Annotated in this window: 24 protein-coding genes and 1 pseudogene; 18 read left to right on the forward strand and 7 right to left on the reverse strand. The window is 73.5% G+C overall.

The annotated features are described in order from the left end of the window. Window positions 1-331 precede the first annotated feature (331 nt). The 6 genes and pseudogenes from ABT008_RS13720 to ABT008_RS13745 form a co-directional block, all read left to right on the forward strand. Complete coding sequence (locus ABT008_RS13720) at window positions 332-751, forward strand: TraR/DksA family transcriptional regulator (protein WP_117227075.1); 420 nt, start codon at window positions 332-334, stop codon at window positions 749-751. A gap of 67 nt (window positions 752-818) precedes the next feature. Next, window positions 819-1,496 (forward strand): signal peptidase II, encoded by a 678-nt coding sequence (locus ABT008_RS13725; RefSeq protein WP_350696382.1) that lies wholly within the window; start codon window positions 819-821, stop codon window positions 1,494-1,496. Continuing rightward, the gene (locus ABT008_RS13730) at window positions 1,493-2,437 is read left to right on the forward strand and encodes an RluA family pseudouridine synthase (RefSeq protein WP_350696384.1); all 945 of its coding nucleotides are present in this window, start codon (window positions 1,493-1,495) and stop codon (window positions 2,435-2,437) included. Before ABT008_RS13725 ends, ABT008_RS13730 begins: the two co-directional genes overlap by 4 nt. Window positions 2,438-2,479: 42 nt before the next feature. Beyond that, window positions 2,480-3,493: a hypothetical protein gene (locus ABT008_RS13735; protein WP_350696385.1), complete on the forward strand. Its 1,014-nt coding sequence runs from the start codon at window positions 2,480-2,482 to the stop codon at window positions 3,491-3,493. A 96-nt stretch (window positions 3,494-3,589) separates the two neighbouring features. Then, window positions 3,590-5,137: a MinD/ParA family ATP-binding protein gene (locus tag ABT008_RS13740; protein ID WP_350696387.1), complete on the forward strand. Its 1,548-nt coding sequence runs from the start codon at window positions 3,590-3,592 to the stop codon at window positions 5,135-5,137. 86 nt (window positions 5,138-5,223) lie between these two features. Then, window positions 5,224-5,859: pseudogene (locus ABT008_RS13745) on the forward strand (DUF2567 domain-containing protein); the annotation flags it as partial. Window positions 5,860-6,040: 181 nt separating this feature from the next. Here ABT008_RS13745 and ABT008_RS13750 read toward each other — a convergent pair. Beyond that, window positions 6,041-6,742 (reverse strand): LON peptidase substrate-binding domain-containing protein, encoded by a 702-nt coding sequence (locus ABT008_RS13750; protein WP_350696390.1) that lies wholly within the window; start codon window positions 6,740-6,742, stop codon window positions 6,041-6,043. Between the two features lie 107 nt (window positions 6,743-6,849). On the opposite strand from ABT008_RS13750, the gene hisD reads away from it, so the two are divergent. The 8 genes from hisD (at window position 6,850) to hisF (ending at window position 12,942) form a co-directional block, all read left to right on the forward strand. Continuing rightward, a complete protein-coding gene (hisD, locus tag ABT008_RS13755; protein WP_350696392.1) occupies window positions 6,850-8,172 on the forward strand; it encodes a histidinol dehydrogenase in 1,323 nt (440 codons plus the stop codon). Beyond that, window positions 8,169-9,287, forward strand: coding sequence for a histidinol-phosphate transaminase (locus ABT008_RS13760; protein ID WP_350696394.1), 1,119 nt, complete (start codon window positions 8,169-8,171; stop codon window positions 9,285-9,287). The genes hisD and ABT008_RS13760 overlap by 4 nt, the downstream gene beginning before the upstream one ends. After that, complete coding sequence (gene hisB / locus ABT008_RS13765; RefSeq protein ID WP_350696396.1) at window positions 9,284-9,895, forward strand: imidazoleglycerol-phosphate dehydratase HisB; 612 nt, start codon at window positions 9,284-9,286, stop codon at window positions 9,893-9,895. The genes ABT008_RS13760 and hisB overlap by 4 nt, the downstream gene beginning before the upstream one ends. 34 nt (window positions 9,896-9,929) lie before the next feature. Beyond that, a complete protein-coding gene (locus ABT008_RS13770; protein ID WP_350696398.1) occupies window positions 9,930-10,100 on the forward strand; it encodes a CG2302 family histidine operon protein in 171 nt (56 codons plus the stop codon). A 14-nt stretch (window positions 10,101-10,114) separates the two neighbouring features. Then, window positions 10,115-10,774, forward strand: a complete 660-nt coding sequence (gene hisH, locus ABT008_RS13775) for an imidazole glycerol phosphate synthase subunit HisH (protein WP_350696786.1) — start codon at window positions 10,115-10,117, stop codon at window positions 10,772-10,774. 51 nt (window positions 10,775-10,825) lie between these two features. After that, window positions 10,826-11,149: a hypothetical protein gene (locus ABT008_RS13780; RefSeq protein WP_131052746.1), complete on the forward strand. Its 324-nt coding sequence runs from the start codon at window positions 10,826-10,828 to the stop codon at window positions 11,147-11,149. 19 nt (window positions 11,150-11,168) lie between these two features. Beyond that, complete coding sequence (gene priA / locus ABT008_RS13785) at window positions 11,169-11,894, forward strand: bifunctional 1-(5-phosphoribosyl)-5-((5-phosphoribosylamino)methylideneamino)imidazole-4-carboxamide isomerase/phosphoribosylanthranilate isomerase PriA (RefSeq protein ID WP_350696399.1); 726 nt, start codon at window positions 11,169-11,171, stop codon at window positions 11,892-11,894. A gap of 280 nt (window positions 11,895-12,174) precedes the next feature. After that, entirely contained in the window at window positions 12,175-12,942 is a 768-nt protein-coding gene (hisF, locus tag ABT008_RS13790) for an imidazole glycerol phosphate synthase subunit HisF (RefSeq protein ID WP_350696400.1), read from the forward strand. Between the two features lie 59 nt (window positions 12,943-13,001). On the opposite strand, the gene ABT008_RS13795 is transcribed toward hisF, so the two are convergent. Continuing rightward, the gene (locus ABT008_RS13795) at window positions 13,002-13,463 is read right to left on the reverse strand and encodes a hypothetical protein (protein ID WP_350696402.1); all 462 of its coding nucleotides are present in this window, start codon (window positions 13,461-13,463) and stop codon (window positions 13,002-13,004) included. Between the two features lie 141 nt (window positions 13,464-13,604). Continuing rightward, complete coding sequence (gene yczE, locus ABT008_RS13800; RefSeq protein WP_350696404.1) at window positions 13,605-14,249, reverse strand: membrane protein YczE; 645 nt, start codon at window positions 14,247-14,249, stop codon at window positions 13,605-13,607. 58 nt (window positions 14,250-14,307) lie between these two features. On the opposite strand from yczE, the gene yczR reads away from it, so the two are divergent. Beyond that, complete coding sequence (yczR, locus tag ABT008_RS13805) at window positions 14,308-15,765, forward strand: MocR-like transcription factor YczR (protein WP_350696405.1); 1,458 nt, start codon at window positions 14,308-14,310, stop codon at window positions 15,763-15,765. Between the two features lie 128 nt (window positions 15,766-15,893). Here the strand turns inward: yczR and ABT008_RS13810 are convergent, their stop codons facing one another. From ABT008_RS13810 to ABT008_RS13820, 3 genes are all read right to left on the reverse strand, one after another. Next, entirely contained in the window at window positions 15,894-17,717 is a 1,824-nt protein-coding gene (locus ABT008_RS13810) for an AMP-dependent synthetase/ligase (protein ID WP_350696407.1), read from the reverse strand. 136 nt (window positions 17,718-17,853) lie between these two features. Next, complete coding sequence (locus ABT008_RS13815) at window positions 17,854-18,792, reverse strand: terpene synthase family protein (protein WP_350696408.1); 939 nt, start codon at window positions 18,790-18,792, stop codon at window positions 17,854-17,856. Window positions 18,793-18,916: 124 nt separating this feature from the next. After that, on the reverse strand, window positions 18,917-19,546 hold the full coding sequence (locus ABT008_RS13820) for a TIGR03085 family metal-binding protein (protein ID WP_350696409.1): 630 nt from the start codon (window positions 19,544-19,546) through the stop codon (window positions 18,917-18,919). 147 nt (window positions 19,547-19,693) lie between these two features. Here ABT008_RS13820 and ABT008_RS13825 point away from each other — a divergent pair, with 147 nt between their 5' ends. The 3 genes from ABT008_RS13825 to ABT008_RS13835 all read left to right on the forward strand — a co-directional run bounded on the left by ABT008_RS13825 (window position 19,694) and on the right by ABT008_RS13835 (window position 24,307). Continuing rightward, window positions 19,694-21,562 carry an ABC transporter ATP-binding protein gene (locus tag ABT008_RS13825; RefSeq protein WP_350696411.1) on the forward strand — a complete coding sequence of 623 codons (1,869 nt, stop codon included), beginning with the start codon at window positions 19,694-19,696 and terminating at the stop codon, window positions 21,560-21,562. Between the two features lie 115 nt (window positions 21,563-21,677). Further along, window positions 21,678-23,462, forward strand: coding sequence for an ABC transporter ATP-binding protein (locus ABT008_RS13830; RefSeq protein ID WP_350696413.1), 1,785 nt, complete (start codon window positions 21,678-21,680; stop codon window positions 23,460-23,462). A 110-nt stretch (window positions 23,463-23,572) separates the two neighbouring features. Next, complete coding sequence (locus ABT008_RS13835; RefSeq protein ID WP_350696414.1) at window positions 23,573-24,307, forward strand: DUF2470 domain-containing protein; 735 nt, start codon at window positions 23,573-23,575, stop codon at window positions 24,305-24,307. Between the two features lie 7 nt (window positions 24,308-24,314). Here ABT008_RS13835 and ABT008_RS13840 read toward each other — a convergent pair whose 3' ends face one another. After that, the gene (locus ABT008_RS13840; RefSeq protein WP_350696415.1) at window positions 24,315-24,911 is read right to left on the reverse strand and encodes a TetR/AcrR family transcriptional regulator; all 597 of its coding nucleotides are present in this window, start codon (window positions 24,909-24,911) and stop codon (window positions 24,315-24,317) included. Window positions 24,912-24,918 lie beyond the last annotated feature (7 nt).

Consider the following 24,918-nt stretch of genomic DNA (forward strand, 5'->3'; position numbering starts at 1 on the left):
CGGCACCGCCACCCGAGCCGCGAACCACGACCTCCCGCTGACCACGCCTCCATCGTCGACGGTGGACCGGGGGACGAGGGCGGCGAACCGGCCGGCGACGTGGTCGCGATCTGCTAGCGTTCCCCCTGCCCCGGTAATGGCATGAATCGGGGCGGATAGGGCGTTTCGGTGCGGCAGATTGTCGGACGCCTGTACGTTCCGTATCCTTGCCAACCTCCGGAGTGCGCGGCCAGTTCGCCGCGCGCCCGTTTTGTACCTGGGGCAGCCGATGTCGGCGGCCCCTGTCCAGGCGCCGCGGATTCCCCGTGGCTCCGTGGCCGAGGGAGCGACTATGGCCAAGCCAGCCGACACCAGGACCGCAGGCCGCAAGCCAGCGCCGAAGTCCACCCGCAGTGCCGCGGAGACCGAGAAGATCCGTGCCGCGCTGGCGGCCCGCCATGACGAGTTGCGCGCCGAGTACGATCAGACGCTGAGCGAGATCACCGAGCTGCAGCGCGACCGCCTGACCGACTCGGCCGGGGACGACCAGGCCGACACCGGGACCAAGACGCTCGAGCGGGAGCAGGAGATCTCCCTCGCCAACAGCATCCTGGAACGGATCACGCAGGTCGAGCGCGCGCTGGAGCGGCTCGACGAAGGTGGTTACGGCTGGTGCGCGCGGTGCGGCAACCCCATCCCGGTGGAGCGCCTGGCCGCGTTCCCGTCGGCCACTCTCTGCGTGACGTGCAAGCAGCTGGAGGAGCGGCGCTGACGGCTGTCTCCCCGGCACTGGTGCGCGGCGGTGCGACAGCACCGCCGCGATCGTCGATGGGGAGCGAATGAGCGCAGCACCGCCCGCGGGGCCCGGCACCGCCGAGCCGGGCGCCGCCACGAAGTCGCGGCGCCGGCCGGTCACGATCCTGCTCAGCCTCGCGTTGTTCGCGGTGGCGGTCGACCTGTTCACCAAGCACCTGGCCTTGCAGGAGCTGAGCGACCGGGAGCCGGTACGCCTGCTCGGTGGCGCGCTGTACTTCTCGCTGACCCGCAACAGCGGGGCCGCGTGGAGCATGGGTTCGGACTACACCTTCATCTTCCCGGTGATCGGGCTCGGCGTCCTGGGCTGGATCGCCTGGATGGCGCGGACGCTGCGCTCGGTGCCGTGGGCGATCTCGCTCGGCCTGGTGGTCGGCGGTGTGACCGGCAACCTGATCGACCGGATCTTCCGGGCACCGGGCTGGTTCGTCGGGCACGTGGTCGACATGATCAGCGTCTTCGACCCGTACGGCCGGGTCTTCCCGATCTTCAACATCGCGGACAGTGCCCTGGTCTGCGGTGTCGTACTCGCCGTCGGCCTGGAGTTCACCGGGCGGCAGCGCGACGGCACCCGCGCCGTCGGCGAGGAGCCGCCCGCACCGGCGGCCGGGACCGACGACGCGACGCCGCCCGGCGACGACGCCGGTCCGGGTCCCCGAGCCGAGCGACCGACGACCGACGACGGACGGCGGGAGCGGGCATGACGGCCACCTTCGCCGCCGGCGGCGACCACCGCAGCCTGCCCGTCCCCGACGGCCTCGACGGGATGCGGCTGGACCAGGCCGTGGCCCGACTCTTCGGCCTCTCCCGTACCGCCGCCGCCGCGCTCGTCGACGACGGCGCGGCGCTGGTCGACGGCGCGGTACGGCCCAACTCGCACAAGGTGCGCGCGGGCTCCTGGCTGGAGGTGACGCTGCCGCCGCCGGCCACCGCGCCGGTGGTGGTGCCGCAGGCGGTGCCGGGACTGCGGGTGGTCCACGCCGACGACGACATCGTGGTGGTGGACAAGCCGGTCGGCGTGGCGGCGCACCCGAGCCCGGGTTGGACCGGCCCGACGGTGATCGGCGGGCTGGCCGCGATCGGGCACACCATCGCCACCAGCGGCGCGGCCGAGCGCCAGGGCGTGGTGCACCGGCTCGACGTCGGCACCACCGGCGTGATGGTGGTGGCCAAGAGCGAGCAGGCGTACAGCGTGCTGAAGCGGGCCTTCAAGTACCGCGAGGTGGAGAAGCGGTACCACGCGGTGGTGCAGGGCCACCTGGACCCGCTGCGCGGCACCGTGGACGCCCCGATCGACCGGCACCCGCACCACGACTACCGCTGGGCGGTGGTCTCCGGCGGCAAGCCCAGCATCACCCACTACGACACCATCGAGGCGTTCCCGTCGGCCAGCCTGGTCGACGTCCGGTTGGAGACCGGTCGCACCCACCAGATCCGGGTGCACTTCTCCACCCTGCGGCACCCCTGCGTCGGTGACCTGACGTACGGCGCGGACCCGACGCTCGCCGCCCGGCTCAAACTGGATCGGCAGTGGTTGCACGCCAGAGAGTTGAGCTTCGAGCACCCCCGTACGGGGGACGAGGTCCGCTTCGTCAGCGACTACCCTGACGACCTGGGACGTGCGCTGGAACTCCTCCGCGACTGACGCGCCCCACCCGTGGAGACCGACCCGACGAGGGGGCTGCCCGTGCGTGCCGGCGACCTGCTGCGGCAGTTGGACCAGCGGCTGCTGCCCCGTCTCGCCGCCGCGTTGACCCGGCTCGGCCACGGGCCGACCCGGGTCCCGTTGCTCGGCTGGGTGGCGGTGCTGTCCTGCGCCGCCGTGCTGACCACCGCCGTGCTCGCCACCAACGGCCCGCCGGTGCCAGACCGCACCGTCGGTGAGGTGACCCGGGTGGGGGTCTCCGACGGTGACTCCATCCCCGGCTACGAGCGCACCGCCGCGGCGGACCTGGCCGCGCTGGGCGGCGCGTCCCGCACCGACGGCACGTACGCGCTGGTCTCGTTGACCGAGTACCGCACGCCGCAGTCGCTCGCGGCGGTCGTCGGCGACGTCGGCGTGGCGGTGGTCTTCGGCCGGGTGCCGCTGCCGGACCGACAGACCGAGATCGTCCGGATCCCCGCCCAGCGGCTGCCGGAGGACGTGACCGCCGGGATGACCCGGCTGGCCGAGCGCAAGGAGCAGGAGGCGACCGACTACCGGGCCCGGGCCGCCGCCCTCGGCGGCGGTGGACCGCAGCAGCGCGAGCTGCGCGAGCTCTACGAGAGCGGCGCGCAGGTGGCGGCGGCGGAGGCCACCGCGTACCGGTCCGGTTGTGCCTGCCTCTATGCGCTGGTGGTCCGGGCCGCACCGGCGCAGTTGCGCGGCGTGGCCGCCCGGCCGGGGGTGCGGGTGGTCGACCCCGCCCCGGAGGTACGGCGGTTGGAGCGCACCGTCTTCACCCCGCCGCTGCCCGAGCAGCAGGACGTCGTCCGGCCGCCGATCGACCACGGTCACACCGCGTCGCCGATGCCGACCGCCGCGACGGGTTCGCCGGCGCCGACGTCGACTCCGGAGCGCGACGCGTCGGCTTCGCCGGAGGTGACGGATTCGTCACCATCACCGGCGGTTCCCTCGTCGGCACCCCCCGTCATCCCGCGCGAGACGCCCCCCACCTCGGTGGACAGCGCCGAGGAGAGCGAAGCGAGCCCGACACCGTGACGGTTGCGGACACATCGGTACGTCGCCCGGTGTGGCCTGAATAGGGTTTCGTTCGTAGCCTGTCAGACGGAAACCAAAGCGCTGGGAGGGCGAGCCGTGGACGGCAGCGAGACCGGTTGGGGACGGCCCGCCGAACCGGCACCGCGTTGGCGGGCGCTGCTGGATCGAGCCCGCCTGGGCGGTCGCGGCGGCGACCAGCCCGCCGAGCGGCAGGCCGACGAGGAGCAGCAGCCACCGTCGCCCGATCCGCTGCCGCGCCGAGGGCCGGGTTCCGGCTACTCCGGGCGGGTGGCGCCGGTCGGACCGCCACCGGTCGGGCAGGCACCGATGGGACCCCCACCGATGGGACCCCCACCGGTCGGACCTCCGCCGATGGGACCTCCGCCGCCCAACCGACAGCCGTACGGTGTGGAGCCCGGTTACCGGGCCGAGGCGAGCTACCGGGTCGAGCCGCCGCGTCCCGCCCCGACGTACCCCGGCCCGCCCGGGAGCCACCCGCCGGAGCCCGGCTATCCGGGCGATCCGGGATATCCGCCGGTGCCCGAGCAACGTCGTCCCGAGCGCCGCCCTGAGCCGCGCCGCCCCGACCAGCGGGGTGCCGACCCGAGCGAGTCGCGGTACACGTTGCTGGACAACGGCTACCGGCACGCCGCCCCGCCGGTGGAGTCGCGGTACGCGTTGCTGGACAACGGTGGTTACCAGCCGCCCGCCCCGCCGGCACCCGCGCCGCCGACGGCACCGCCCGGGCCGCCGACCCAGGCGCCCCCGGCGGCGCCCCCGGGGGCGGTCGGCGGTCGCCCGGGACGCTTCGAGTGGCGGGCGCAGAACTCCGGTGGCGACCTGGAACGGGCCGCCGCCGTGCTGCGGCGGGACCTGGGCACCCCTCGGGTGGTCGCCTTCGCCAACCCCAAGGGCGGCGTGCACAAGACCACCGCGACCGTGCTGGCCGCGGCGACCGTCGGCAGCGTACGCGGGCGGGGCGTGCTGGCCTGGGACGACAACGAGTTGCGGGGCACCCTCGGGCTGCGCGCCGGCAGTGCCCGGCACGCCCGGACGATCCGGCACCTGGTCGCCGACCTGGCGCAGATCGAGATCCGCGAGGGTCCGGAGCTGCTGGAGATCCTCGACGACTACCTGCGGCACGCCTCCGACGGCTCGTACGACGTGCTGGCCGGTGAGGAGAGCCCCCGGTTCGCCCAACGGCTGGACCAGTTCACCGTCAAGCGGGTGCTCGAACTGCTGCGCCGCACCCACGACGTGATCTGCGTGGACACCGGCAACAACGTGGAGAGCCCGAACTGGCGTACCGTCATGCAGGCCGCCGACCAGCTCGTGGTCACCACCGTGCCGCGCGAGGACGCCGCGTTCAGCGCCGACTGGATGCTCGACCTGCTGCACGAGGAGGGGATGGGGGAGCTGGCCGACAACGCGGTCACGCTGATCTCCTGCCCGACGCCGGGCCGGCTGCCGTTGCAGGGTGACCTGGAGCGACACTTCGCGACCCGGACCCGGGCGGTGACCGTGGTGCCGTACGACCCGGCGCTGGAGACCGGTTCCTCGATCGAGTACCACCAACTCCAGGGCGAGACCCGGCAGGCGTGGCTGCGGGCGGCGGCGGCGATGCTGGAGCCCTTCGGCCGTTGACGCGTCCGGGCCAGCTCACCACCGACGGTGGTGGCGGAGTGGCGACACCGTGCACGGCGTCCGACGGCAACTGCGAGGATCAACGGGTGAGCCCGGAGACCCCCGCCGCCGAACCGCCCGCACCGGTACCGCCGGCCGTCCCGCAGCCGCCGACCGGACCGCCGCGCCGTCCCGCCCGTACGCTGCGGGTCGGTGCCCTGACGGCGCTCGTGATGGGCCTGCTGGGTGTCCCGCTGGGGCTGCTCTGGGCAGTGCTCGCCCCGGCCACCCCGGTGATCAAGAGCGGTCCCGGCCGAGCCGTCTACGGTCAGGCGCAGCCGGAGCAGCCGATCGCCGCCGACGGCTGGTTCAGCCTGCTGGGTCTCGGTTTCGGGGTGCTCGCCGCGCTCGTCGTCTGGCTGGTGCTGCGGCGCTACCGGGGGCCGGTCGGCCTGGTCGTCGTGGTGACCGGCGGTCTCGCCGCTGCCCTGGTTGCCTGGCAGGTGGGGCGGCGCATCGGGCTGGGCGGCTACGAGCGGCTGCTGGAGAGCGCTCCGGACGGCGCCCGGCTGGCCAAACCCGCCGACCTGCGGGCCGGCGGCATCGAGATGGTGCTCGGCGTGCTGCCGGTGCCGCACGGCAACCTGCTGCTGCCGGCGTTCGGGGCCGCGGTGGCGTACACCCTGCTGGCGGGCTGGTCCCGGTGGCCGTCGCTGCGTCCCGAGCCGGAGCCCGACCCGGCCTGGTTCGTCCCGCCGGCCGGTTACCCGGACGGAGCCGCACGGCCGCCGCTCGGCTACCCGGACGGGACCGTGCCACCGCCGCTCGATTACCCGGACGGCGCCCAGCGGCCGCCGGTCGGCTACCCCGGCGGGACCGTGCCACCGCCGGTCGGCTACCCGGACGGGCCGATGCAGCCGCCGGTCAGTTCGGAGTCGGCGGCGCCGTGGCCAGCTCCGCCAGCGGCACCGGCACCGCCCGCACCTGGCGCAGCAGAGCCGCCTCGCGGTTGAGCAGCTTCAGTTCGGCGCGCAGCCGGGCGGCGGTGTCGTCGATCGCCAGCAGCCGCTGCCGGTCGGCCACGGTCAACGCGGCGGTCGCGGCCACCAGATGGGAGAGCACCGTCGGGTCCTCGGGCAACTGCTCGCTGAGCTGCTCGGGCTCGGCCCGCATCAGCCCGAGGTACTGCCGGAACACGGCGGTGACCCGGGCCGCGAGCAATGCGGCGGCCTCGTCCGGGCCACTCGGCTCGGGCAGCCACTGCACCTCGGCCGTCAGGTACGGCGCGGAGGCGGAGTCGATCTCGCTGACCCGGAACCGTCGCTTGCCCACGGTGACGATGTCGAACCCGCCGTCGGGCAACTCGGCGACCTCCCGCAGCTCGGCGGTGCAGCCCACCTCGTGCAGCGTCACCTCGCCGGTGCCCGGGGTGACCCGGCCGGGGCCGGGGGCCACCTCCCAGCCGCTGCGGATGGCCACCACACCGAACTCGCGGGGCGTACCCGGTGGCAGGTCGACCAGGTGGCGGACCAGCGCGCGGTAGCGCTCCTCGAAGATGTGCAGCGGCAGCACCAAACCGGGGAAGAGCACCGTGGTGAGCGGGAACACCGGCAGCCGTGCGGTCACGTGATCGAGCGTAGCCCCACTCGGCGCCACCGGCGTGTCCCGGCTCACCGTCCCGGACAGCGGGCGGCGTCGGTCGGCCCGTCGGCGGGCCGCCTAGACTCGCAGGGGTGTTGAACCGGATCGACCTGCGCGGTGGCGAGCCCGACCCACGCCACCTGCTGCCCCGTGCCCAACTCGACGTGTCGGTGGCTGTCGAGCGCATCCGCCCGATCGTGACGGCGGTCCGTGAGCATGGCTACCAGGCGGTCCGCGAGGCCAGTGAGCGGTTCGACGGGATCTCCCCGGACGTGCTGCGGGTGCCGGTCGAGGCGATCGCCGCGGCGGAGGACACCCTCGACCCGCAGGTCCGCGCCGCGCTGCTGGAGTCGATCAGCCGGGCCCGCAAGGTGCACGACGACCAGCGGCGCACCGATCACACCACCCAGGTCGTGCCGGGCGGCACGGTCACCGAGCGCTGGGTGCCGGTCGACCGGGTCGGTCTCTACGTTCCCGGCGGCCTGGCGATGTACCCGTCGACCGTGGTGATGAACGTGGTGCCCGCCCAGGCGGCCGGAGTCCGGTCGCTGGTGGTGGCCTCGCCGCCGCAGAAGGAGAACGGCGGGCTGCCGGACGCCCGGGTGCTGGCGGCCTGCGCGTTGCTCGGCGTCGACGAGGTCTACGCCGTCGGCGGGGCGCAGGCGGTGGCCATGTTGGCGTACGGCTGCGCGGTGGACGCCGCCGGCAGCGCGCACTGCGCTCCGGTCGACATGATCACCGGGCCGGGCAACATCTGGGTCACCGCCGCCAAGCGGCTGCTGCGGGGCGTGGTGGGCATCGACGCCGAGGCCGGTCCGACCGAGATCGCCATCCTCGCCGACGACACCGCCGACCCGGCGCACGTCGCCGCCGACCTGATCAGCCAGGCCGAGCACGACCCGCTGGCGGCGAGCGTGCTGGTCACCCCCTCGGTGGCGCTGGCCGACGCGGTGGACCGCGAACTCACCCGGCAGGTGCCGGCCACCAAGCACGCCGACCGGGTCGGCACCGCGCTGGGCGGGGAGCAGAGCGGCGTCGTGCTCGTCGACGACCTGGCCGCCGGGCTGCGGGTGGTCGACGCGTATGCGGCGGAGCACCTGGAGATCCAGACCGTCGACGCCCGGGAGTGGGCGATGCGGGTACGCAACGCCGGGGCGATCTTCGTGGGCGCGTACTCGCCGGTGTCGCTGGGCGACTACTGCGCCGGTTCCAACCACGTGCTGCCCACCGGCGGCTGCGCCCGGCACTCCTCCGGGCTCTCGGTGCAGTCCTTCCTGCGCGGCGTCCACCTGGTGGAGTACACCGAGGAGGCGCTGCGGGAGGTGGCCCCGCACGTGGTGGCGTTGGCCACCGCGGAGGACCTGCCCGCGCACGGCCAGGCGGTGTCGGCCCGATTCCCTCAGGACCCCTCATGACCGAGCTGTCCGACCTGCCGATCCGGGACGATCTGCGTGGGCTGTCGCCGTACGGCGCGCCGCAGCTCGACGTGCCGGTGCGGCTGAACACCAACGAGAACTCCTACCCGGTGCCGGAGCCGGTGGTGGAGGCGATCGGCAAGGCCGTCGCCGCCGAGCTGCGGGACCTCAACCGGTACCCGGACCGTGACGCGGTGGCACTCCGCGCCGACCTGGCCGAGTACGTCGGCCACGGGCTCACCGCCGACGGGGTGTGGGCGGCCAACGGCTCCAACGAGATCCAGCAGCAGCTCCTGCAGGCGTTCGGGGGGCCGGGGCGGACCGCGCTCGGCTTCACCCCGTCGTACTCGATGCATCCGCTGCTGGCGTTGGGCACCGGCACCCGATGGGTGCCGGCCCGGCGCGGCGTCGACTTCGGGTTGACCGCCGACGAGGCGGTGGCCCAGATCCGCGAGCACCGGCCCGACGTGGTCTTCCTCTGCTCGCCGAACAACCCCACCGGCACCGCGCTCGACCCGGCGGTGGTCACTGCCGTGCTGGACGCGGCGCCGGGCATGGTGGTGGTCGACGAGGCGTACGCGGAGTTCGCCCGGCCGGGGACGGTCAGCGCCCTGGCGGTGCTGCCCGGGCACCCTCGCCTGGTGGTGACCCGCACGATGAGCAAGGCGTTCGGGTTCGCCGGCGGGCGGCTGGGCTACCTGGCGGCCGACCCGGCCGTGGTGGCGGCGGTGCAGCTCGTACGCCTGCCGTATCACCTCTCGGCGCTCACCCAGGCCGCCGCGCGGGCGGCGCTGGCGCACCGCGAGGCCCTGCTCGGCACCGTGGCGGAGATCATGCGGCAGCGCGACCGGATCGTCGCCGCGCTGCGGGAGCGTGGCCTGCGGGTGGCCGACAGCGACGCCAACTTCGTGCTCTACGAGGTGGGCGGCGACCAGGGCGTGGCGTGGCGCGCGATGCTGGCGCAGGGGGTGCTGGTACGCGACGTCGGCCTGCCGGGCTGGCTGCGGGTCACCGCCGGCACCCCGGCCGAGACCGACGCCTTCCTTGCCGCCGTGGACGAGACCCAGCGCGAGGGCCAGGCCGCCCCGCCGCGACCGAAAGGCACCCCATCATGAGCCGGACCGCCCGGGTGGAGCGGATCACCAAGGAGACCAAGGTCCTGGTGGAGATCGACCTCGACGGCACCGGAGCGGTCGAGATCAGCACCGGGGTCGGCTTCTACGACCACATGCTGCACCAGATCGCCCGGCACGGAGGTTTCGACCTGACCGTGCAGACCGTGGGTGACCTGGAGATCGACGCGCACCACACGATGGAGGACACCGCGTTGGCGCTGGGCGCCGCGTTCGACCAGGCGCTGGGCGACAAGGCCGGCATCCGGCGCTACGGCTCGGCCGTCGTCCCGATGGACGAGGTGCTGGTCCGGGCCGCCGTCGACCTGTCCGGTCGGCCGTACGTGGTGCACGACGAGCCGGTGCTGGCGCCGTACATCGGGCCGGTCTACCCGACCAGCATGACCCGGCACATCTGGGAGTCGTTCGGTCAGGCGGCCCGGATCACGCTGCACGTGGACGTGCTGCGGGCGGCCCGCCCCGGCGGGCACCCGGACGCCCACCACGTGGTGGAGGCGCAGTTCAAGGCGGTCTCCCGGGCGTTGCGCGAGGCGACCGCGCTGGACCCGCGCTCCGCCGGCGCGATCCCGAGCACCAAGGGCGCGCTGTGACCGGCCGGGGCGTGACCGGGCGGGGGTGCCGCTGATGGGCGGGGTGCTGCCGACGCTGTTGCTGATCTTCGCCGGGGTGCTGGTGGGCGGGACGCTCTCGCTGCACCGGCAGGGCGCGCCCCGGGGCGCGGTGGTGGTGTGCGGGCTGCTGGCCGTGCTGGCCAGCGTCGCCGGTGTGCTGTGGCTGCTGCCGGGGGAGGGATAGTGGCCGATGTGAGCATTCGTCCGGTCGCTGACGAGGGTGCGCCGCGCCGGGTCGTGGTGCTCGACTACGGGTCGGGCAACCTGCGCTCGGCGGAACGGGCGCTGGCCGCCGCCGGTGCCGACGTGGTGGTCACCGGAGACCTGGCCGCCGCCGCCGGGTCCGACGGTCTGGTGGTGCCCGGGGTGGGTGCCTTCGCCGCGTGCATGGCCGGCATCGAGGAGATCGGCGCGGGGCCGGTGATCGCCGAGCGGGTCGCCGCCGGTCGGCCGGTGCTGGGCATCTGCGTGGGCATGCAGATCCTCTTCGAGTCCGGTGACGAGCACGGGGTGGTCACCAAGGGGCTGGGTCTGCTGCCGGGTGGCGTCAGCCGGCTCCCCGCCGCCCGGTTGCCGCACATGGGCTGGAACACCGTGCAGGCGCCGGTGGGTTCGGTGCTCTTCGCCGGCCTGCCCGCCGACAGCCGCTTCTACTTCGTGCACTCGTACGCGGCCGGTGACGTGGCGGCGCTGACCGAGGCCGGGGCCAAGGTGACCACCGCCCACCACGACCGTGACTTCGTCGCGGCGGTGGAACGGGGTGCGCTGTCGGCCGCCCAGTTCCACCCGGAGAAGTCCGCCGACACCGGTGCCGCCCTGCTGCGCAACTGGCTGGCCACGGTGCCCGTCGGTGGCTGACCGGGGCAGGGCCCGGCGGCCGGGGACGACCGGGCGTACGCGGGGGCGCCGGTGAGCAAGGAACGGGCCCGCCGTCGCGCGGTCCGCGAGGCGGAGGCCGCCCGACGTCAGGTGGTCCGGGAACGGGCGATGGCCCGCCGGGCCCGGCGTCGTGCGCTGGTCCGCCGGTTCGTGCCCACCGTCCGCCGGGGCCGGACCGGTCGGTTGCTCCGGTACTCCCGGGGTGAACGTGCCGCGATCGTGGCGCTGACCCTGGCGGCGGTGGTCCTGATCTGGCTGCTCGTCCCCGACCTGGGGCTGCGGCTGTTGTTGATCGTGTTGTTGTTGCTCGTTCTGCCGGTGATCGTGGTGATCGCCCTGAACCGCCGTTCCTGATCTGAGAGGACCAAGATTCGTGAGCCTCACCCTGTTGCCCGCCGTGGACGTCGCCGACGGCGAGGCCGTCCGACTCGTGCAGGGCGCCGCGGGTAGCGAGACCACCTACGGCGATCCGCTGGAGGCCGCGTTGGCCTGGCAGCAGGACGGCGCCGAGTGGATCCACCTGGTCGACCTCGACGCGGCGTTCGGCCGGGGCTCCAACGCGGCGCTGCTCGCCGAGGTGGTGCGTCGGCTCGACGTACGGGTCGAACTGTCCGGCGGCATCCGGGACGACGCGTCCCTGCGGGCCGCCCTGGCCACCGGCGCCGAGCGGGTGAACATCGGCACCGCGGCGCTGGAGGACCCGGAGTGGTGCGACCGGATCTGCGGCGAGTACGGCGACCGGGTCGCGATCGGGCTGGACGTGCGGGGTCGGACCCTGGCGGCGCGCGGGTGGACCCGCGACGGCGGTGACCTGTACGAGGTGCTGGAGCGGCTGGACAAGGCCGGCGCCTCCCGGTACGTGGTCACCGACATCACCAAGGACGGCACCATGCGCGGGCCGAACCTGGACCTGCTGCGGGCGGTGTGCGGCCGCACCGACGCCCCGGTGATCGCCTCCGGGGGCGTCTCGACCCTGGACGACCTACGGGCGCTGGCGACGCTGGAGCCGATCGGGGTGGAGGGCGTGATCGCCGGCAAGGCGCTCTACGCGGGCGCGTTCACCGTCGCCCAGGCCCTGGAAACCCTCGCCGAGCGGTAAGGAAGGGCACCGTAGAGCGACCGGCAGTAGGGCGGTGGAGGCGAGGCGGGTCCTGGCCGAGGATGGCAAGGCGGAGGAGGAGGCCATGCTGGTGTTGCATGGCCGACGACGACAACGCCGCCAGCCGACGTGCCAGGGCCCGCCGCAGCCCCGCCAGTCCTATTGCCGGTCGCTCTAGATACGCCTGCGGTAGAGGAAGGGTCCCCTGCTAACACTCCAGCCGGCCGGGGGCCCGGGTACGGCCGGTCAGCGCACCGGCACCGAGCGATAGGCTTCCGGCATGACGGTGGCGGTGCGCGTGATCCCCTGTCTCGACGTGGACGCCGGTCGGGTGGTCAAGGGGGTCAACTTCCTCGACCTGCGGGACGCCGGTGACCCGGTCGAGCTGGCGGCGGCGTACGACCGGGCGGGCGCGGACGAGCTGACCTTCCTGGACGTGACCGCCTCCTCCAGCGACCGGGGCACCATGCTCGACGTGGTGCGGCGTACCGCTGAGTCGGTTTTCATCCCGCTGACCGTGGGCGGTGGTGTGCGTGCGGTGGCGGACGTGGACACGCTGCTGCGCGCCGGTGCCGACAAGGTCGGGGTGAACACCGCGGCCATCGCCCGGCCGGAGCTGATCGCCGAGATCGCGGACCGGTTCGGCCGTCAGGTGCTGGTGCTCTCGCTGGACGTGCGGCGGGCACCGGCCGGCACCACCGACAGCGGTTTCGAGGTCACCACGCACGGCGGCCGGCGGGGGACCGGGCTGGACGCGGTGTGGTGGGCCGCACGCGGCGCGGAGCTGGGTGCCGGGGAGATCCTGCTGAACTCGATGGACGCCGACGGCACCAAGGCCGGGTTCGACCTCGAACTCATCGCCGCGGTACGCCGGGTGGTCGACGTGCCGGTGGTGGCCAGCGGTGGCGCGGGCGAGGTGGCGCACTTCCCCCCGGCGATCGGCGCGGGTGCCGACGCGGTCCTCGCGGCGAGCGTCTTCCACTTCGGGGAGCTGACGGTCACCGAGGTCAAGGACGCGTTGCGCGGCGCGGGTCACCCCGTCCGCTGACCCGGGCGGCCAGCCCCGATTGCCGTCCGGGCTTTCAGCCTCGGACGCTGTCCGGACGCTCAGCCCCGGCCGGAATGGCCCTCGGGCGAGCGGCGGGGCATCGGCACGGAACGGACCAGGTATTCCTGGACGGCGGCGGTGTGCTCGGCCTCGTCGAGGTGCCAGTCCGCGTTGCCGGGCGGGTGCCGTCGGCTGAGCACGCCCTGCACGGTGTCGACGGTGGTGGCCAGCCCGGCGCTGGGTCGGGTACGCCAGAGCCGCTCCCCGTCGGCGGTGATCCGGAACCAGCCGTCGGCGACGTCCACCAGGCCGGCGCCGAGTAGTCGGCGGATCGCGCCCTCGATGTCGTGTCGTTCGGGGAGGGTCCGGTCGAGGTGGTCGGCCGTGGAGATCACGTCGGCCAGGCGTACGCCCTCGGGCCTGCGTGTTGTCGGGGAACGCCGGTGCCTCCCCGCGCCGCTGGCGATCACCAGCGAGACGAAGATCCACGCATCGGTCCGACGCCAGGCGTTCTCCCCCATGTGGAGATTCTGCCGTCAGTGCGGCGGGAAGGAAACACCACCCGACCCACTGCGACTCTGCGTCACGGTGTCATCGCTGAGGGTCAATGTCGCGTGCCGGTCGGCGGTGCCGCCGCTCCGTGGGGTGGCGCGGTGACGCCGTCAGGTGGCGGGTGCGGTCTCGACCGGTGCGGGTCCCGGCTCGGGGGTGTCGAAGACCGGCAGGAAGAACTGGGCGAGCGGGCCGATGGTCAGCGCGTACGCGACGGTGCCGAGGCCGACCGTCCCGCCGAGCAGCCAGCCGACAGCCAGCACGCCGATCTCGATGGCGGTGCGGACCAGGCGCAGCGACCAGCCGGGCCGGCGGGCGACGAGGCCGGTCATCAGCCCGTCGCGGGGCCCCGGCCCGAGTCGGGCGCCGAGGTAGAGGGCGGTGGCGATGCCGTTGCCGACGATGCCGGCCACCAGCAGCGCGATCCGCACCGGCAGCGGCCCGCCGGTGGGCAGCAGGGCCAGCGTCGCGTCGACGGCCAGGCCGATCACCACCACGTTGGCCACGGTGCCGATGCCGGGACGTTGCCGCAGCGGGATCCAGGCCAACAGCACCAGGGCGCCCACCAGGATGACCGTGGTGCCCATGGTCAGCCCGGTCAGTCGGGAGAGCCCCTGGTGGAACACGTCCCAGGGGTTCAGGCCCAGCTCGGAACGGATCATCAGCGCCATGCTGAAGCCGTAGAGGACGAGGCCGACGTGGAGTTGGGTCAGTCGCCGTACCGGCCGGTGGCGGAGGTTGCCAATCAGGGTCACGCGTGCCACTCTAGGGGCCAATCTGGGCACGCATAGAGCCAATTTTCGGGGAGTGGCCATGGCGAGTCAGGTGCGTGGAGCGCAATTGGCCCGACTGCTCGGCCAGTGGCATGCCCTGCCCGGGCGACGGCGCAGTCCCGACTACGCCGCGCTGGCCGGCGCGGTACGCGGCCTGCTCGCCGACGGACGCCTGCCGCTGGGCGTACGCCTGCCGGCGGAACGGGACCTGGCCGAGGCGCTGCGGATCAGCCGGACCACCGTCACCGCCGCGTACCGTGAACTGCGCGACAGCGGGCACCTGTCCAGCCGCCGGGGTGCGGGGAGCTGGACCCGGCTGCCCGGTACGCACCGGGTGGCGCCCAACGGGCTCTGGATCCCGCTCGACGACCGGGACATGATCGACCTGGGGGTGGCGGCGCTGGCCGCCCCACCGGAGCTGCTGCCGGCGGCCCAGGCCGCGACCGAGGACCTGCCCCGCTACCTCGGCGGGGCCGGCTACCACCCGACCGGCATCATCGAGCTGCGGGAGGCGGTGGCCCAGGGCTACACCGACCGGGGACTGCCCACCTCACCCGACCAGATCATGGTCACCAACGGCACCCAGCACGCCCTGGACCTGGTGCTCCGGCTGGCCCTGGCGCCGGGCGGCGGGGTGCTGGTCGAGTCACCGAGCTACCCCAACGCGCTGGCCGCGCTGGCCGCCCGACGGGCCCGCATCACCACCCACGGCCTGGCCGCCGACGCCACCGGCTGGGACGCCGACCTGATGCTCGGCTCGCTCCGACAGGTACGCCCCCGGGTGGCCTACCTGATCCCGGACTTCCAGAACCCGACCGGGCATTTGATGGCGGCGGAGCTGCGCGAGCGGCTGGTGACCACCGCGCATGCCGTCGGCACCGACCTGGTGATCGACGAGTCCTTCGTGGACCTGCCGCTGGACGGCACCACACTGCCGCCGCCGACCGCGAGTTTCGACCGGCACTCCCGGGTGGTCAGCATCGGCGGCATGAGCAAGCCCTTCTGGGGCGGCCTGCGGATCGGTTGGATCAGGGCCTCCGCGCCGCAGGTGCAGCGGCTGGCCGCGGCCCGGGTCGGCGTCGACATGTCCAGTCCGGTGCTGGACCAACTCGTCGCCGTGCACCTGCTGGCCGCCGCGCCGGGCATCGTCGCCGCCCGGCGTACGCAACTGGCGGCGCAACGGGACGCGCTGCTCGACGCGCTGGCCGATCGGCTGCCGGAGTGGCGGGTCACCGTGCCGCGCGGCGGCGTGACGCTCTGGGCCGAACTGGACGGCCCGATCTCCAGCGCGCTGGCCCGGGCGACCGAGGAGGTCGGCGTACGCCTGGCGCCGGGACCCCGGTTCGGCCTGGACGGCACGCTGGAACGCTTCCTGCGGCTGCCCTTCACCCTGCCCGCCGCGGACCTGGTCGAGGCGGTGGGCCGGATCGCCGCGGTCCGTTACGACCTGGATCGCACCGGGCTGCCCCGGTGGCGGGAGCCGAGCGTCATCGCCTGAGCGTGGCCCGCCGGAGCGCGGGCTGCCTCCTCGCCACCGAGGCCGAGCAGACGACCTGGCGGGGACGCCACCTGTGAGCGGGTACGCGTCGGCCCCGCACCCACGGATGGGCGCGGGGCCGACGACGGTCAGATCTCGGCGACCGTGCCCGCGTACATCTTGTCGATCTCGGCGGAGAAGTTGCTCTCCACCCCACGCCGCTTGATCTTGAGCGACGGGGTGATCTCGCCGTCCTCGATGGTCAGGTCGCGCGGCAGGATGGTGACCTTCTTGATGGTCTCCCAGCGGTTCAGCTTGGCGTTGAGCTCGGCCACGTACCCCTCGACCATGGCCTGCGCCTCCGGCGAGGAGACGATCTCGGCGTACGGGCGACCCTCCAGCGGGGTGCCCGTGGCCCAGCCGGCGATGGCGTCCGGGTCCAGAGTGACCAGCAGGGTGCAGAAGTTGCGGGCCTGCGCGATCACCACCGCCTGCGAGGTGTACGGGCAGGTGGCCTTGAACATGCCCTCGATGTGCGACGGCGCGATGTACTTGCCGCCGGACGTCTTGACCAGGTCCTTCTTCCGGTCGGTGATGCGCAGGTAGCCGTCGGCGTCGAGGCTGCCGATGTCGCCGGTCCGGAAGAAGCCGTCCTCGGTGAAGACGGCGGCCGTCTCCTCCGGCAGGTTGTGGTAGCCGCGCATGACCGGCCGACCCTTGATCAGGATCTCGCCGTCGCTGTCAATGCGGCACTCCAGATCGCCCATGGCCTTACCGACCGTGCCGATCCGCAGTTCGCCGGGCGGATTGACGAAGTTGCCGGCGCTGCTCTCGGTCAGCCCGTAGCCCTCGGAGATCGGCAGGTTCGCCGCGGCGAAGAAGGTCGCGATCTCCGGGCTGAGCGGTGCGGCACCGGACACCAGCACCCGGATCCGCCCGCCGAGGCGGGCCTGGAGCTTGCTGAAGACCAGCTTCTCGGCCACCGCGTACTTGAGCTTCAGGCCGCCCGGCACCGGCTTGCCGGCCTGGTCGAGGGCGACCTTCTCCTTGCCGACGCCGACCGCCCAGGCGAAGATCTTCGCCTTCGCGCCGCCAGCGCCCTGCGCGGTGGTCACCGACTTGTTGTAGACCTTCTCGAAGACCCGGGGCGCGCCGCACATCAGCGTCGGACGGACCACCGAGAGCAGCTCGACGAGCTTGTCGACCCGCCCGTCCACGTACGTCGGCATGCCGACGTGGGTGGTGCCGCAGAGCAGCGTCTTGCCGAACGAGTGCGACAGCGGCAACCAGAGGTACTGGAGGTCGTCCTCGCGCAGCAGGCCCACCGCCTCCTGCGCCACACCCTCCCAGCACCAGCCGCCGTGCAGCAGCTCGACGCCCTTGGGGCGCCCGGTGGTGCCGGAGGTGTAGATCAGGGTGGCCAGGTGCTCGGGGCCGATGCCGGCCACGATGCGGTCGACCAACTCCGGGTCCTCGGCGAGCCGCCGCGCGCCCTGCTCCTCCAGTTGGGCGAGGGTCAGTTGGGGCACCGCCGCCGCCGGGTCGGGCTCGCCGTCGAAGAGGACCACGTGGGTCAGCGCGGGCAGGTCCGCGCCGGCGATCTTGGCCGCCTGGGACGGGTCCTCGGCGAACAGCACCCTGGAGGCGGAGTCGGCGAGGATGTAGGTGGCGTCCTGCGGTTCGGTCGTCGGGTAGACCGTGGTCGTCGCGCCGCTGGCGCACATGACGCCGAAGTCGGCGATCACCCAGTCGAGCCGGGTGTTCGCCAGGATCGCCACCGGGTCCTCCTGGCCGACGCCCAGGCCGTGCAGACCGGCGGCGACCGCCTTCGCCCGCGTGGCGACCTGCGCCCAGGTCAGCCAGACCGGCGTGTTGTCCGGACCGGGGTGGGCGAAAGCGTGGCGGTCGGGGGTGGCCGCCACACGCTTGAGGAACATGTCAGGAATGGAACGGTACGGTACATCGAGAGCCATCGCTGTAGCCGCCTTCGGGGGTGGAGGCGTGACGGTCGTCACGTCGGTGTTCGTTACCGAAGAGTATTGCCTGCGCCGGGGCATCGGCTAGCCCTGACGATCATCCGCCGCCCCCGTACCGGCCGATGACGTTGTGCTACGCGTACCGCTCAGCGGCTCGGGACCAGTCGTAGGTGGCCCGGATCCAGTTGCGGCGAGCCGCCAAGGCCGGCCGGACCGCGTCGCCGTGACTGGCCAGCAACTCGTGCTCGGCGGCCAGGTACGCGCTCAGCCCGTCGTTGAACCGCTCCGCGGCGGCCCGCAGCGCCGTCGACTCGTCGCCGGTCTCCCCGGCCAGCACGGTGACCAGGTTGTGTGCGTCCGGGCCGTCCCGGTGCTCCTTGCCGTAGGAGAAGACGTCGTTGCACCAGCAGACCAGGTCGGCGGCGAGCAGGTCCAACTCGGCCCAGTCGGGATCGGCCCGGTGGTCGACCGCGGGGAAACCGTCCAGGGCCAGGTCGGTGAGCGTGAGGCTGGGATAGACGCCGCCGGTGTGCCGGCGCATCTGGACGTACTCGTCGACCGGCGGCACCCGGCCGTGCTCGCGGTTGGCCGCCTCCCACAGCAGCGCGAGCAGGTAGCCCCGCATCGCCGAGGTGAAGTGCAGCAGCACTGCCGGGCGCCGGCGGGCCCGTACGCGCCGGCACAGGTCGGCCAGCGCGAGCCCCAGGGGTCCGGCCGTGCCGACCGCTGACTCCGTCGGCGTGCCCTGGCGGTCCAGCACGTCGAGCAGTGCGGCCACGGTCGGCGCGAGTCGGGTCGGGTCGCTGCCCAGGCCGTCCTCGTCGCAGGCGTCGTCCATCACGAACAGCCAGGAGATCAGGTCGGCCAGTAGGCGCAGGCCGTCCAGCGACGCCTCCGGGCAGGCCCGTCCGGCCAGCCCAGCCGCATCCGCCCGGCGTAGTCGTTGCCCGTTACTGATCAGACCCAGGTGCTGCGCCCAGTCCGTGCTCTCCCGGGCAACCTGCTCGGTGTCGTGATGCCGGGCGCCGGAGAACGGGGGCTCCCGCAGGGCCGAGACCGCAAAGCTTCGCATCGGGCTCCCTGTCGCGCCGCTTCCCCACGAGGCGGCGCGGCCAGCGTACGGGAGTAGCGCGGAGGGCCGGGAGATCGGACAAATAACGTTTCGGATATTGTCGTGACCGGTTCCGCACAGACGGTTAGAAGCCCAGGTTGGCGCCGCGGAGTCGTTCCGTCGCCTCGGCACCGCCCTCGACCTGCACCCGCGCCGCCCGCTGCCGGCCGCTCAGGAACAGCACCAGCTCGCCCGGCGCGCCGATCAGACCCAGCGCCTCGCCACCCCGACCGGCGGTCACCTCGCCGTGCCCGGGCGCCCGGACGGCCACCCGGGCCGGGAACCGGCGCAGGGCCATCCGGGCCAGGGTGGAGGCCCGCCGCCACAACGCCTGCTCCAGGCCGGTCGGCAACGCGCGGGGCTGCCACTCGGGCTGGGCCCGGCGGACGTCCTCGTGGTGGATGAAGAACTCCATCGTGTTGGCCAGCTCGTCGGTGAGCGGATTGCTCACCGGGCTCCACACCGGCGGCTGCCGTACCTGGGCGAGCAGGTCTGCCCAGTCCTGCGCGGCGATCTCGCGCCGGACCCGCTCGGCGTAGTCGCCCAGCGGCCCGATCAGGATGCCGGCGGCGGCGTCCGGCCGCCGTTCCCGCACCACCAGGTGCGCGGCCAGGTCACGGGTGGTCCAGCCCTCGTTGAGCGTCGGGGCGTCCGGACCCAGGGTCGACATCAGGTCGGTGAGCGCCTCGCGCTCCGACCGGGCGTAGCGCGGCATGACGTGATCGTAGGCGGACCGACCACGTTCCGCCGGGTTCGTGCCGGGGTGCGAGGTGACGTCGGACATATCGCCGCGGGTCGGCGGGATGGGCGCGCTGCGGTAAGGATGAGGGAGGATTGTGGCGGCTTACGGCGGGGGAGATACGTGGCGAGCGGGACTAGTCGGGAGGTGCTCGGTCGCGGGCTGGCCGTCCTGGGGCGGGCCATCCGAGAACAACCGAGGATCTTCGCGGTCGCGGTCAGCGGCAGTGTGCTGTTCGGCGTGATGGTGGTGGGCAGCGCGTTCGTGGTCGGCGCGGTGGTGGGCGACGTGGTGGTCCCGGCCATCGAACGCGGGTCGGTCGGCGTGGGCGTCCTGGCCCTGGCCGCCGCCGCGCTGCTCGGGATCAGCGTGCTGCGGGTGGTCGGCATCTTCGGCCGGCGGCTCGGCGCGGGATACATGCAGTACCGCCTCCAGGCCGACTACCGCCGCCGGGTCACCCGCCGCTACCTGGAACTGCCGCTGTCCTGGCACCACCGCAACGCCACCGGCACCCTGCTGTCCAACGCCAACTCGGACGTGGAGGCCGCCTGGCATCCGATCGCGCCGCTGCCGTTCGCGGTCGGCACGCTAGTGATGCTGGTCGGCGCGGTCGGATCGCTCTTCGTCACCGACTGGGCCCTGGCCCTGGTCGGACTGGCCGTGTTCCCGGCGCTGTTCGCGCTCAACGTGGCCTACTCCCGCCGGATGGCCCCGCGTCAGGCCCGCGCGCAGCGGCTGCGTGCCGAGGTCAGTGGCATCGCGCACGAGAGTTTCGACGGCGCGCTGGTGGTCAAGACGATGGGTCGGGAGGCCCAGGAGACCGACCGGTTCGCGGCCCGCGCCGGTCAGTTGCGCGACGCCCTGATCTCGGTCGGGCGGCTGCGCGGCATCTTCGACCCGATGCTGGAGACCCTGCCCAGCCTCGGCACGCTCGCCGTGCTGGTGGTCGGCGCGTACCGGTTGCAGCAGGGCGCCATCTCGGTCGCCGAGCTGGTCAGCGTCGCGTTCCTCTTCACCGTGCTGGCCTTCCCGGTGCGGGCCATCGGCTGGGTCCTGGCCGAACTTCCGCGCAGCGTCGCCGGGTGGGACCGGGTCCGCCGGGTGCTCGACGCCACCGGCGAGATGCCGTACGGCAGCACTCGGCTGGACCCGGACGCCGAGGCGCCCGCCACGCTCTCCTTCACCGACGTCGCCTTCGCCTACGAGCCGGCCGAGGCACACCTGCCCGGTGCCGAGGTGCTCGGCGAGGTCACCTTCACCGTGCCGGCCGGCAAGACCGTCGCCCTGGTCGGGCCGACCGGCTCCGGCAAGTCCACCGTGGCGTCGCTGGCGGTGCGGTTGGTCGACCCCCGCGCCGGGACCGTACGCCTCGACGGCGTGGACGTGCGCGAACTGGCCGCCGACTCACTCGCCGGCACCGTGGCGTTGGTGGCGCAGGTGCCGTTCGTCTTCGACGACACCGTCCGGGCCAACGTCTCGCTGGACCGGGCGGGCATCGACGACGAGGCCGTGTGGGCCGCATTGCGGCTGGCCGAGGCCGACGGGTTCGTCGCCGCGCTGCCCGACGGGCTGGACACCAGGGTCGGCGAGCGGGGCACATCGCTCTCCGGCGGTCAGCGGCAGCGGCTCACCCTGGCCCGGGCGCTGGCCGGGCGTCCCCGCCTGCTGGTGCTCGACGACGCCACCAGCGCGGTCGACCCGCGCGTGGAGGCCGCCATCCTGGCCGGGCTGCGCTCGTCCGAGGCGGGCGGCCCGGGAGCGTCGATCCTGGTGGTGGCCTACCGCCGGGCCACCATCGCCCTCGCCGACGAGGTCATCTACCTGGAGCAGGGCCGGGTGATCGCGCGGGGCCCCCACACCACGCTGCTGGCCACCGTGCCCGGCTACGCCAACCTGGTCACCGCGTACGAGCAGGCCGAGGTCGACCACGAGCGGCAACCGACGTACGACGAGGTCACCCCGCTGGCCTCCGGCCTGGAGGTGGACCGGTGAACGCGAGGAACGCAGCGCAGCGGAGTACCGCAGTCGTGAACGGAGAGTCGGTCCGGCTGAACGCGAGGAACGCAGCGCAGCGGAGTCCCGCAGTCGTGAACGAAGGATGGCACCGGTGAGCGCGAGTGTGACGACGGAGGTGCCGGAGCCGGCGGAGTCGACCTGGCGGACACTGCGGCGCGGGTTGGCGCTGTCGCCGGAGTTGCGGGTCGGCCTGGCCGGCACCCTCGGCCTGGCGCTGGTCTACATGGTCGGCCGGGTGGCCGTGCCGGTGGCGGTGCAGCAGGGCATCGACCGGGGCATCGCCGGTGGGCTCGACCTGAACGCGTTGTTCGTCGTCGTGGCGGTCACCGCCGCCGTGCTGGTGGTGACCACCGCCTGCGGCTATCTGATGATGCGGCGGCTGTTCACGGTCAGCGAGACGGCGTTGGCCGGGGTCCGGGTGCGGGCGTTCCGGCACGTGCACGACCTGTCGATGCTGCACCAGCAGTCCGAGCGGCGGGGCTCGCTGGTCTCCCGGGTCACCAGCGACGTCGACCAGATCACCCAGTTCCTCCAGTGGGGCGGCGTGATCCTGCTGGTGAACCTGGGGCAGTTGGCGGTGACCACGGCGGTGATGCTGGCGTACTCCTGGCAACTGACGCTTGTGGTCTTCGCCGCGTTCGTGCCGGCGGTCCTGGTGATCCGGCTGCTCCAGCGTCGGCTCGCCGCCGCGTACGGGGTGGTGCGGCAGCGGACCGGCACGTTGCTGGCGGCGGTCGGCGAGAGCGTGGTCGGCGCGCCGGTGATCCGCGCGTACGGCATTGCCGGCCGGACGTCGCGGCGGCTGGACGAAGCGATCGACAGCCAGCAGCAGGCGCAGCGCAAGGCCATTCGGATCAGCATCCTCGGCAGTTCGGTGGGGGAGCTGGCGGCCGGGGTGGCGCTGGCCGGTGTGGTGGTGCTCGGCGTGCTCCTCGGCGCCGACCAGACGTTGAGCATCGGTGCGATCACCGCCTTCCTGTTCCTGGTGACGCTCTTCATCCAGCCGGTGCAGATCGCCACGGAGGTGCTCAACGAGGCGCAGAACGCGATCGCCGGGTGGCGGCGGGTGCTGGACGTGCTGGACGTCTCGCCGGACGTGGCCGACCCGGGTCCGCAGGGGCGGGAGCTGCCCGGCGGGCCGCTGGACATCCGCTTCGCGCAGGTGCGTTTCGCCTACCCGGACGGGCCGACCGTGTTGCACGACGTCAGCCTGGAGATCCCGGCGAAGAGCCGGGTCGCGGTGGTGGGCGAGACGGGCAGCGGCAAGACCACCTTCGCCAAGCTGCTGACCCGGTTGATGGACCCGACCGCGGGTGCGGTGCTGCTGTCCGGGGTGCCGTTGACCGACGTCCGCTTCGACTCGTTGCGGTCCCGGGTGGTGATGGTGCCGCAGGACGGCTTCCTGTTCGACGCGTCGGTGGCGGACAACGTGCGGTTCGGTCGTCCCGAGTTGACCGACGAGCAGCTCGCTACGGCCTTCAGCGACCTGGGGCTGGCCGACTGGCTGGACGGGCTACCGGCCGGGTTGGCCACCGGGGTGGGTGAGCGCGGCGAGGCGTTGAGCGTGGGGGAGCGGCAGTTGGTGGCGCTGGCCCGGGCGTACGTGGCCGACCCGGATCTGCTGGTGCTCGACGAGGCGACCAGCGCGGTCGACCCGGCCACCGAGGTACGCCTGCAACGGACCCTGGACGCGGTGACCCGGGGGCGGACCACACTGGCGATCGCGCACCGGCTCTCCACCGCGCAGGGCGCCGACGAGGTGATCGTGGTGGACCGGGGTCGGATCGTGCAGCGCGGGCCGCACGAGGAGCTGATCCGGGACCCGGACTCGGTCTACGGCCTGCTCTATGCCTCCTGGCTGGAGCAGACGCGGTGATCGGCGCGGACGTGTCGCGGCGAGGCCGGTGCCTGGATCCGGTGGACGTGATCGGCGCGATGCCCTAGTCTTCGGGTTAGGTAAGCCTAACCTTAGAAGGAGGTCGTGCCATGCGGCCGAGCCCTGCCGAGATCGTCCGTACCCTCGTCGCGGGCCGGTTGGCCGGTCTCGTCCACGTGGCCTGCCGACCCGGTCTGCACCACGCCCGTCACGTCACCGACTGCGACGGCCGGGTGCTGCTGCTGGTGCCGGTGGTCAGTGACCTCACCGCCGCCCTGCGTACCACCGGTCCGGACCGCCCGCTCGCTGTGGCGCTGGACGTACTGGACCTGCCGCCCACCGCGGGCGCACCGTCGTTGGGCCGCGCGCTGGTCTCCGGCTGGGTACGCCAGTTGGGCGGCCCCGAGGAACGCGCCGCCGCGCTGGACTTCGCCGAGGTGGATCCCACCGGGGACCTGCTCGACGTCGGCACCCGGTTCCGGCTGTGCCGCTTCGAGGTGGAGCAGGCCCAGTGGGACCGCGCCGGCACGCTGCGCCGGGTCGACCCGGCGGCGTACGCCGAGGCGGAGCCGGACCCGCTGCACCCGGTCGAGGCGGTGCTGCTGGCCGACCTGGCCGATCGGTACGCCGACCGGCTGACCGCCTACCTGCGCCGACGGCTGGGGCTGACCGGCGTCGACGTGACGCCTCGGCTGGAGCGGATCGACAGGTACGGGATGCTGGTCTCGTTCGGGCACGCGGGTGCCCGGCACCGGACCCGGCTCGCCTTCGCGCGCCCGGTGGCCGGACACGACGAGCTGCCCCGGATGTTCGACGAGATGCTGCACCCGGCGTCCGGCGCCTGAGCGCGCCTCAGTCGACCAGCTCGCCGGTGAGGTAGCGCTGCACGGTCGGCCCGACGGTGGCGACCAGGGTCTCCGGCTCGGCGGAGGCGATCGGCTCCAGCCGGACCACGTGCCGCATGACGGCCAGCCCGATCAACTGGGTCGCCACCAGCCCGCCGCGCAACGGAAGCTGGGCCGGGTCGACGTCGAGGTGATCGAGGATCCGGCGCAACACCTGGGTGGTCAGGAACTCCCGGACCAGCCGGGCGGTCCACTCGTTGCCGACCGCCGACCGCAGCAGGGCCACCCCGGCGACCCCGGCCGGTGAGTCCCACACCGCGACGAACGTGCGGACCAGCCGCTCCCCGATCCCGTCGCGGTCGCCCGCGAGCACCGCCGGCAGCAGTTCCCGAGGGTCGACCGGCGCCTGCACGGCGGCCAGGAACAACTGCTCCTTGCTGCCGAAGTAGTGGTGCACCAGCGCCGGGTCGACCTCGGCGGCGGCGGCGACGGCCCGAATGGTGGCGGCGTCGAAGCCCCGCTCCGCGAAGGCGGTGCGGGCCGCCGCCAGGATCGCGTCCCGGGTCGCCGGATTGCCGGGTCGCCGTCCGCTGCGCCGTGCCATCGCCCTC

It is taken from the genome of Micromonospora sp. NPDC002389, from assembly GCF_040296095.1.
GTDB lineage: Bacteria > Actinomycetota > Actinomycetes > Mycobacteriales > Micromonosporaceae > Micromonospora.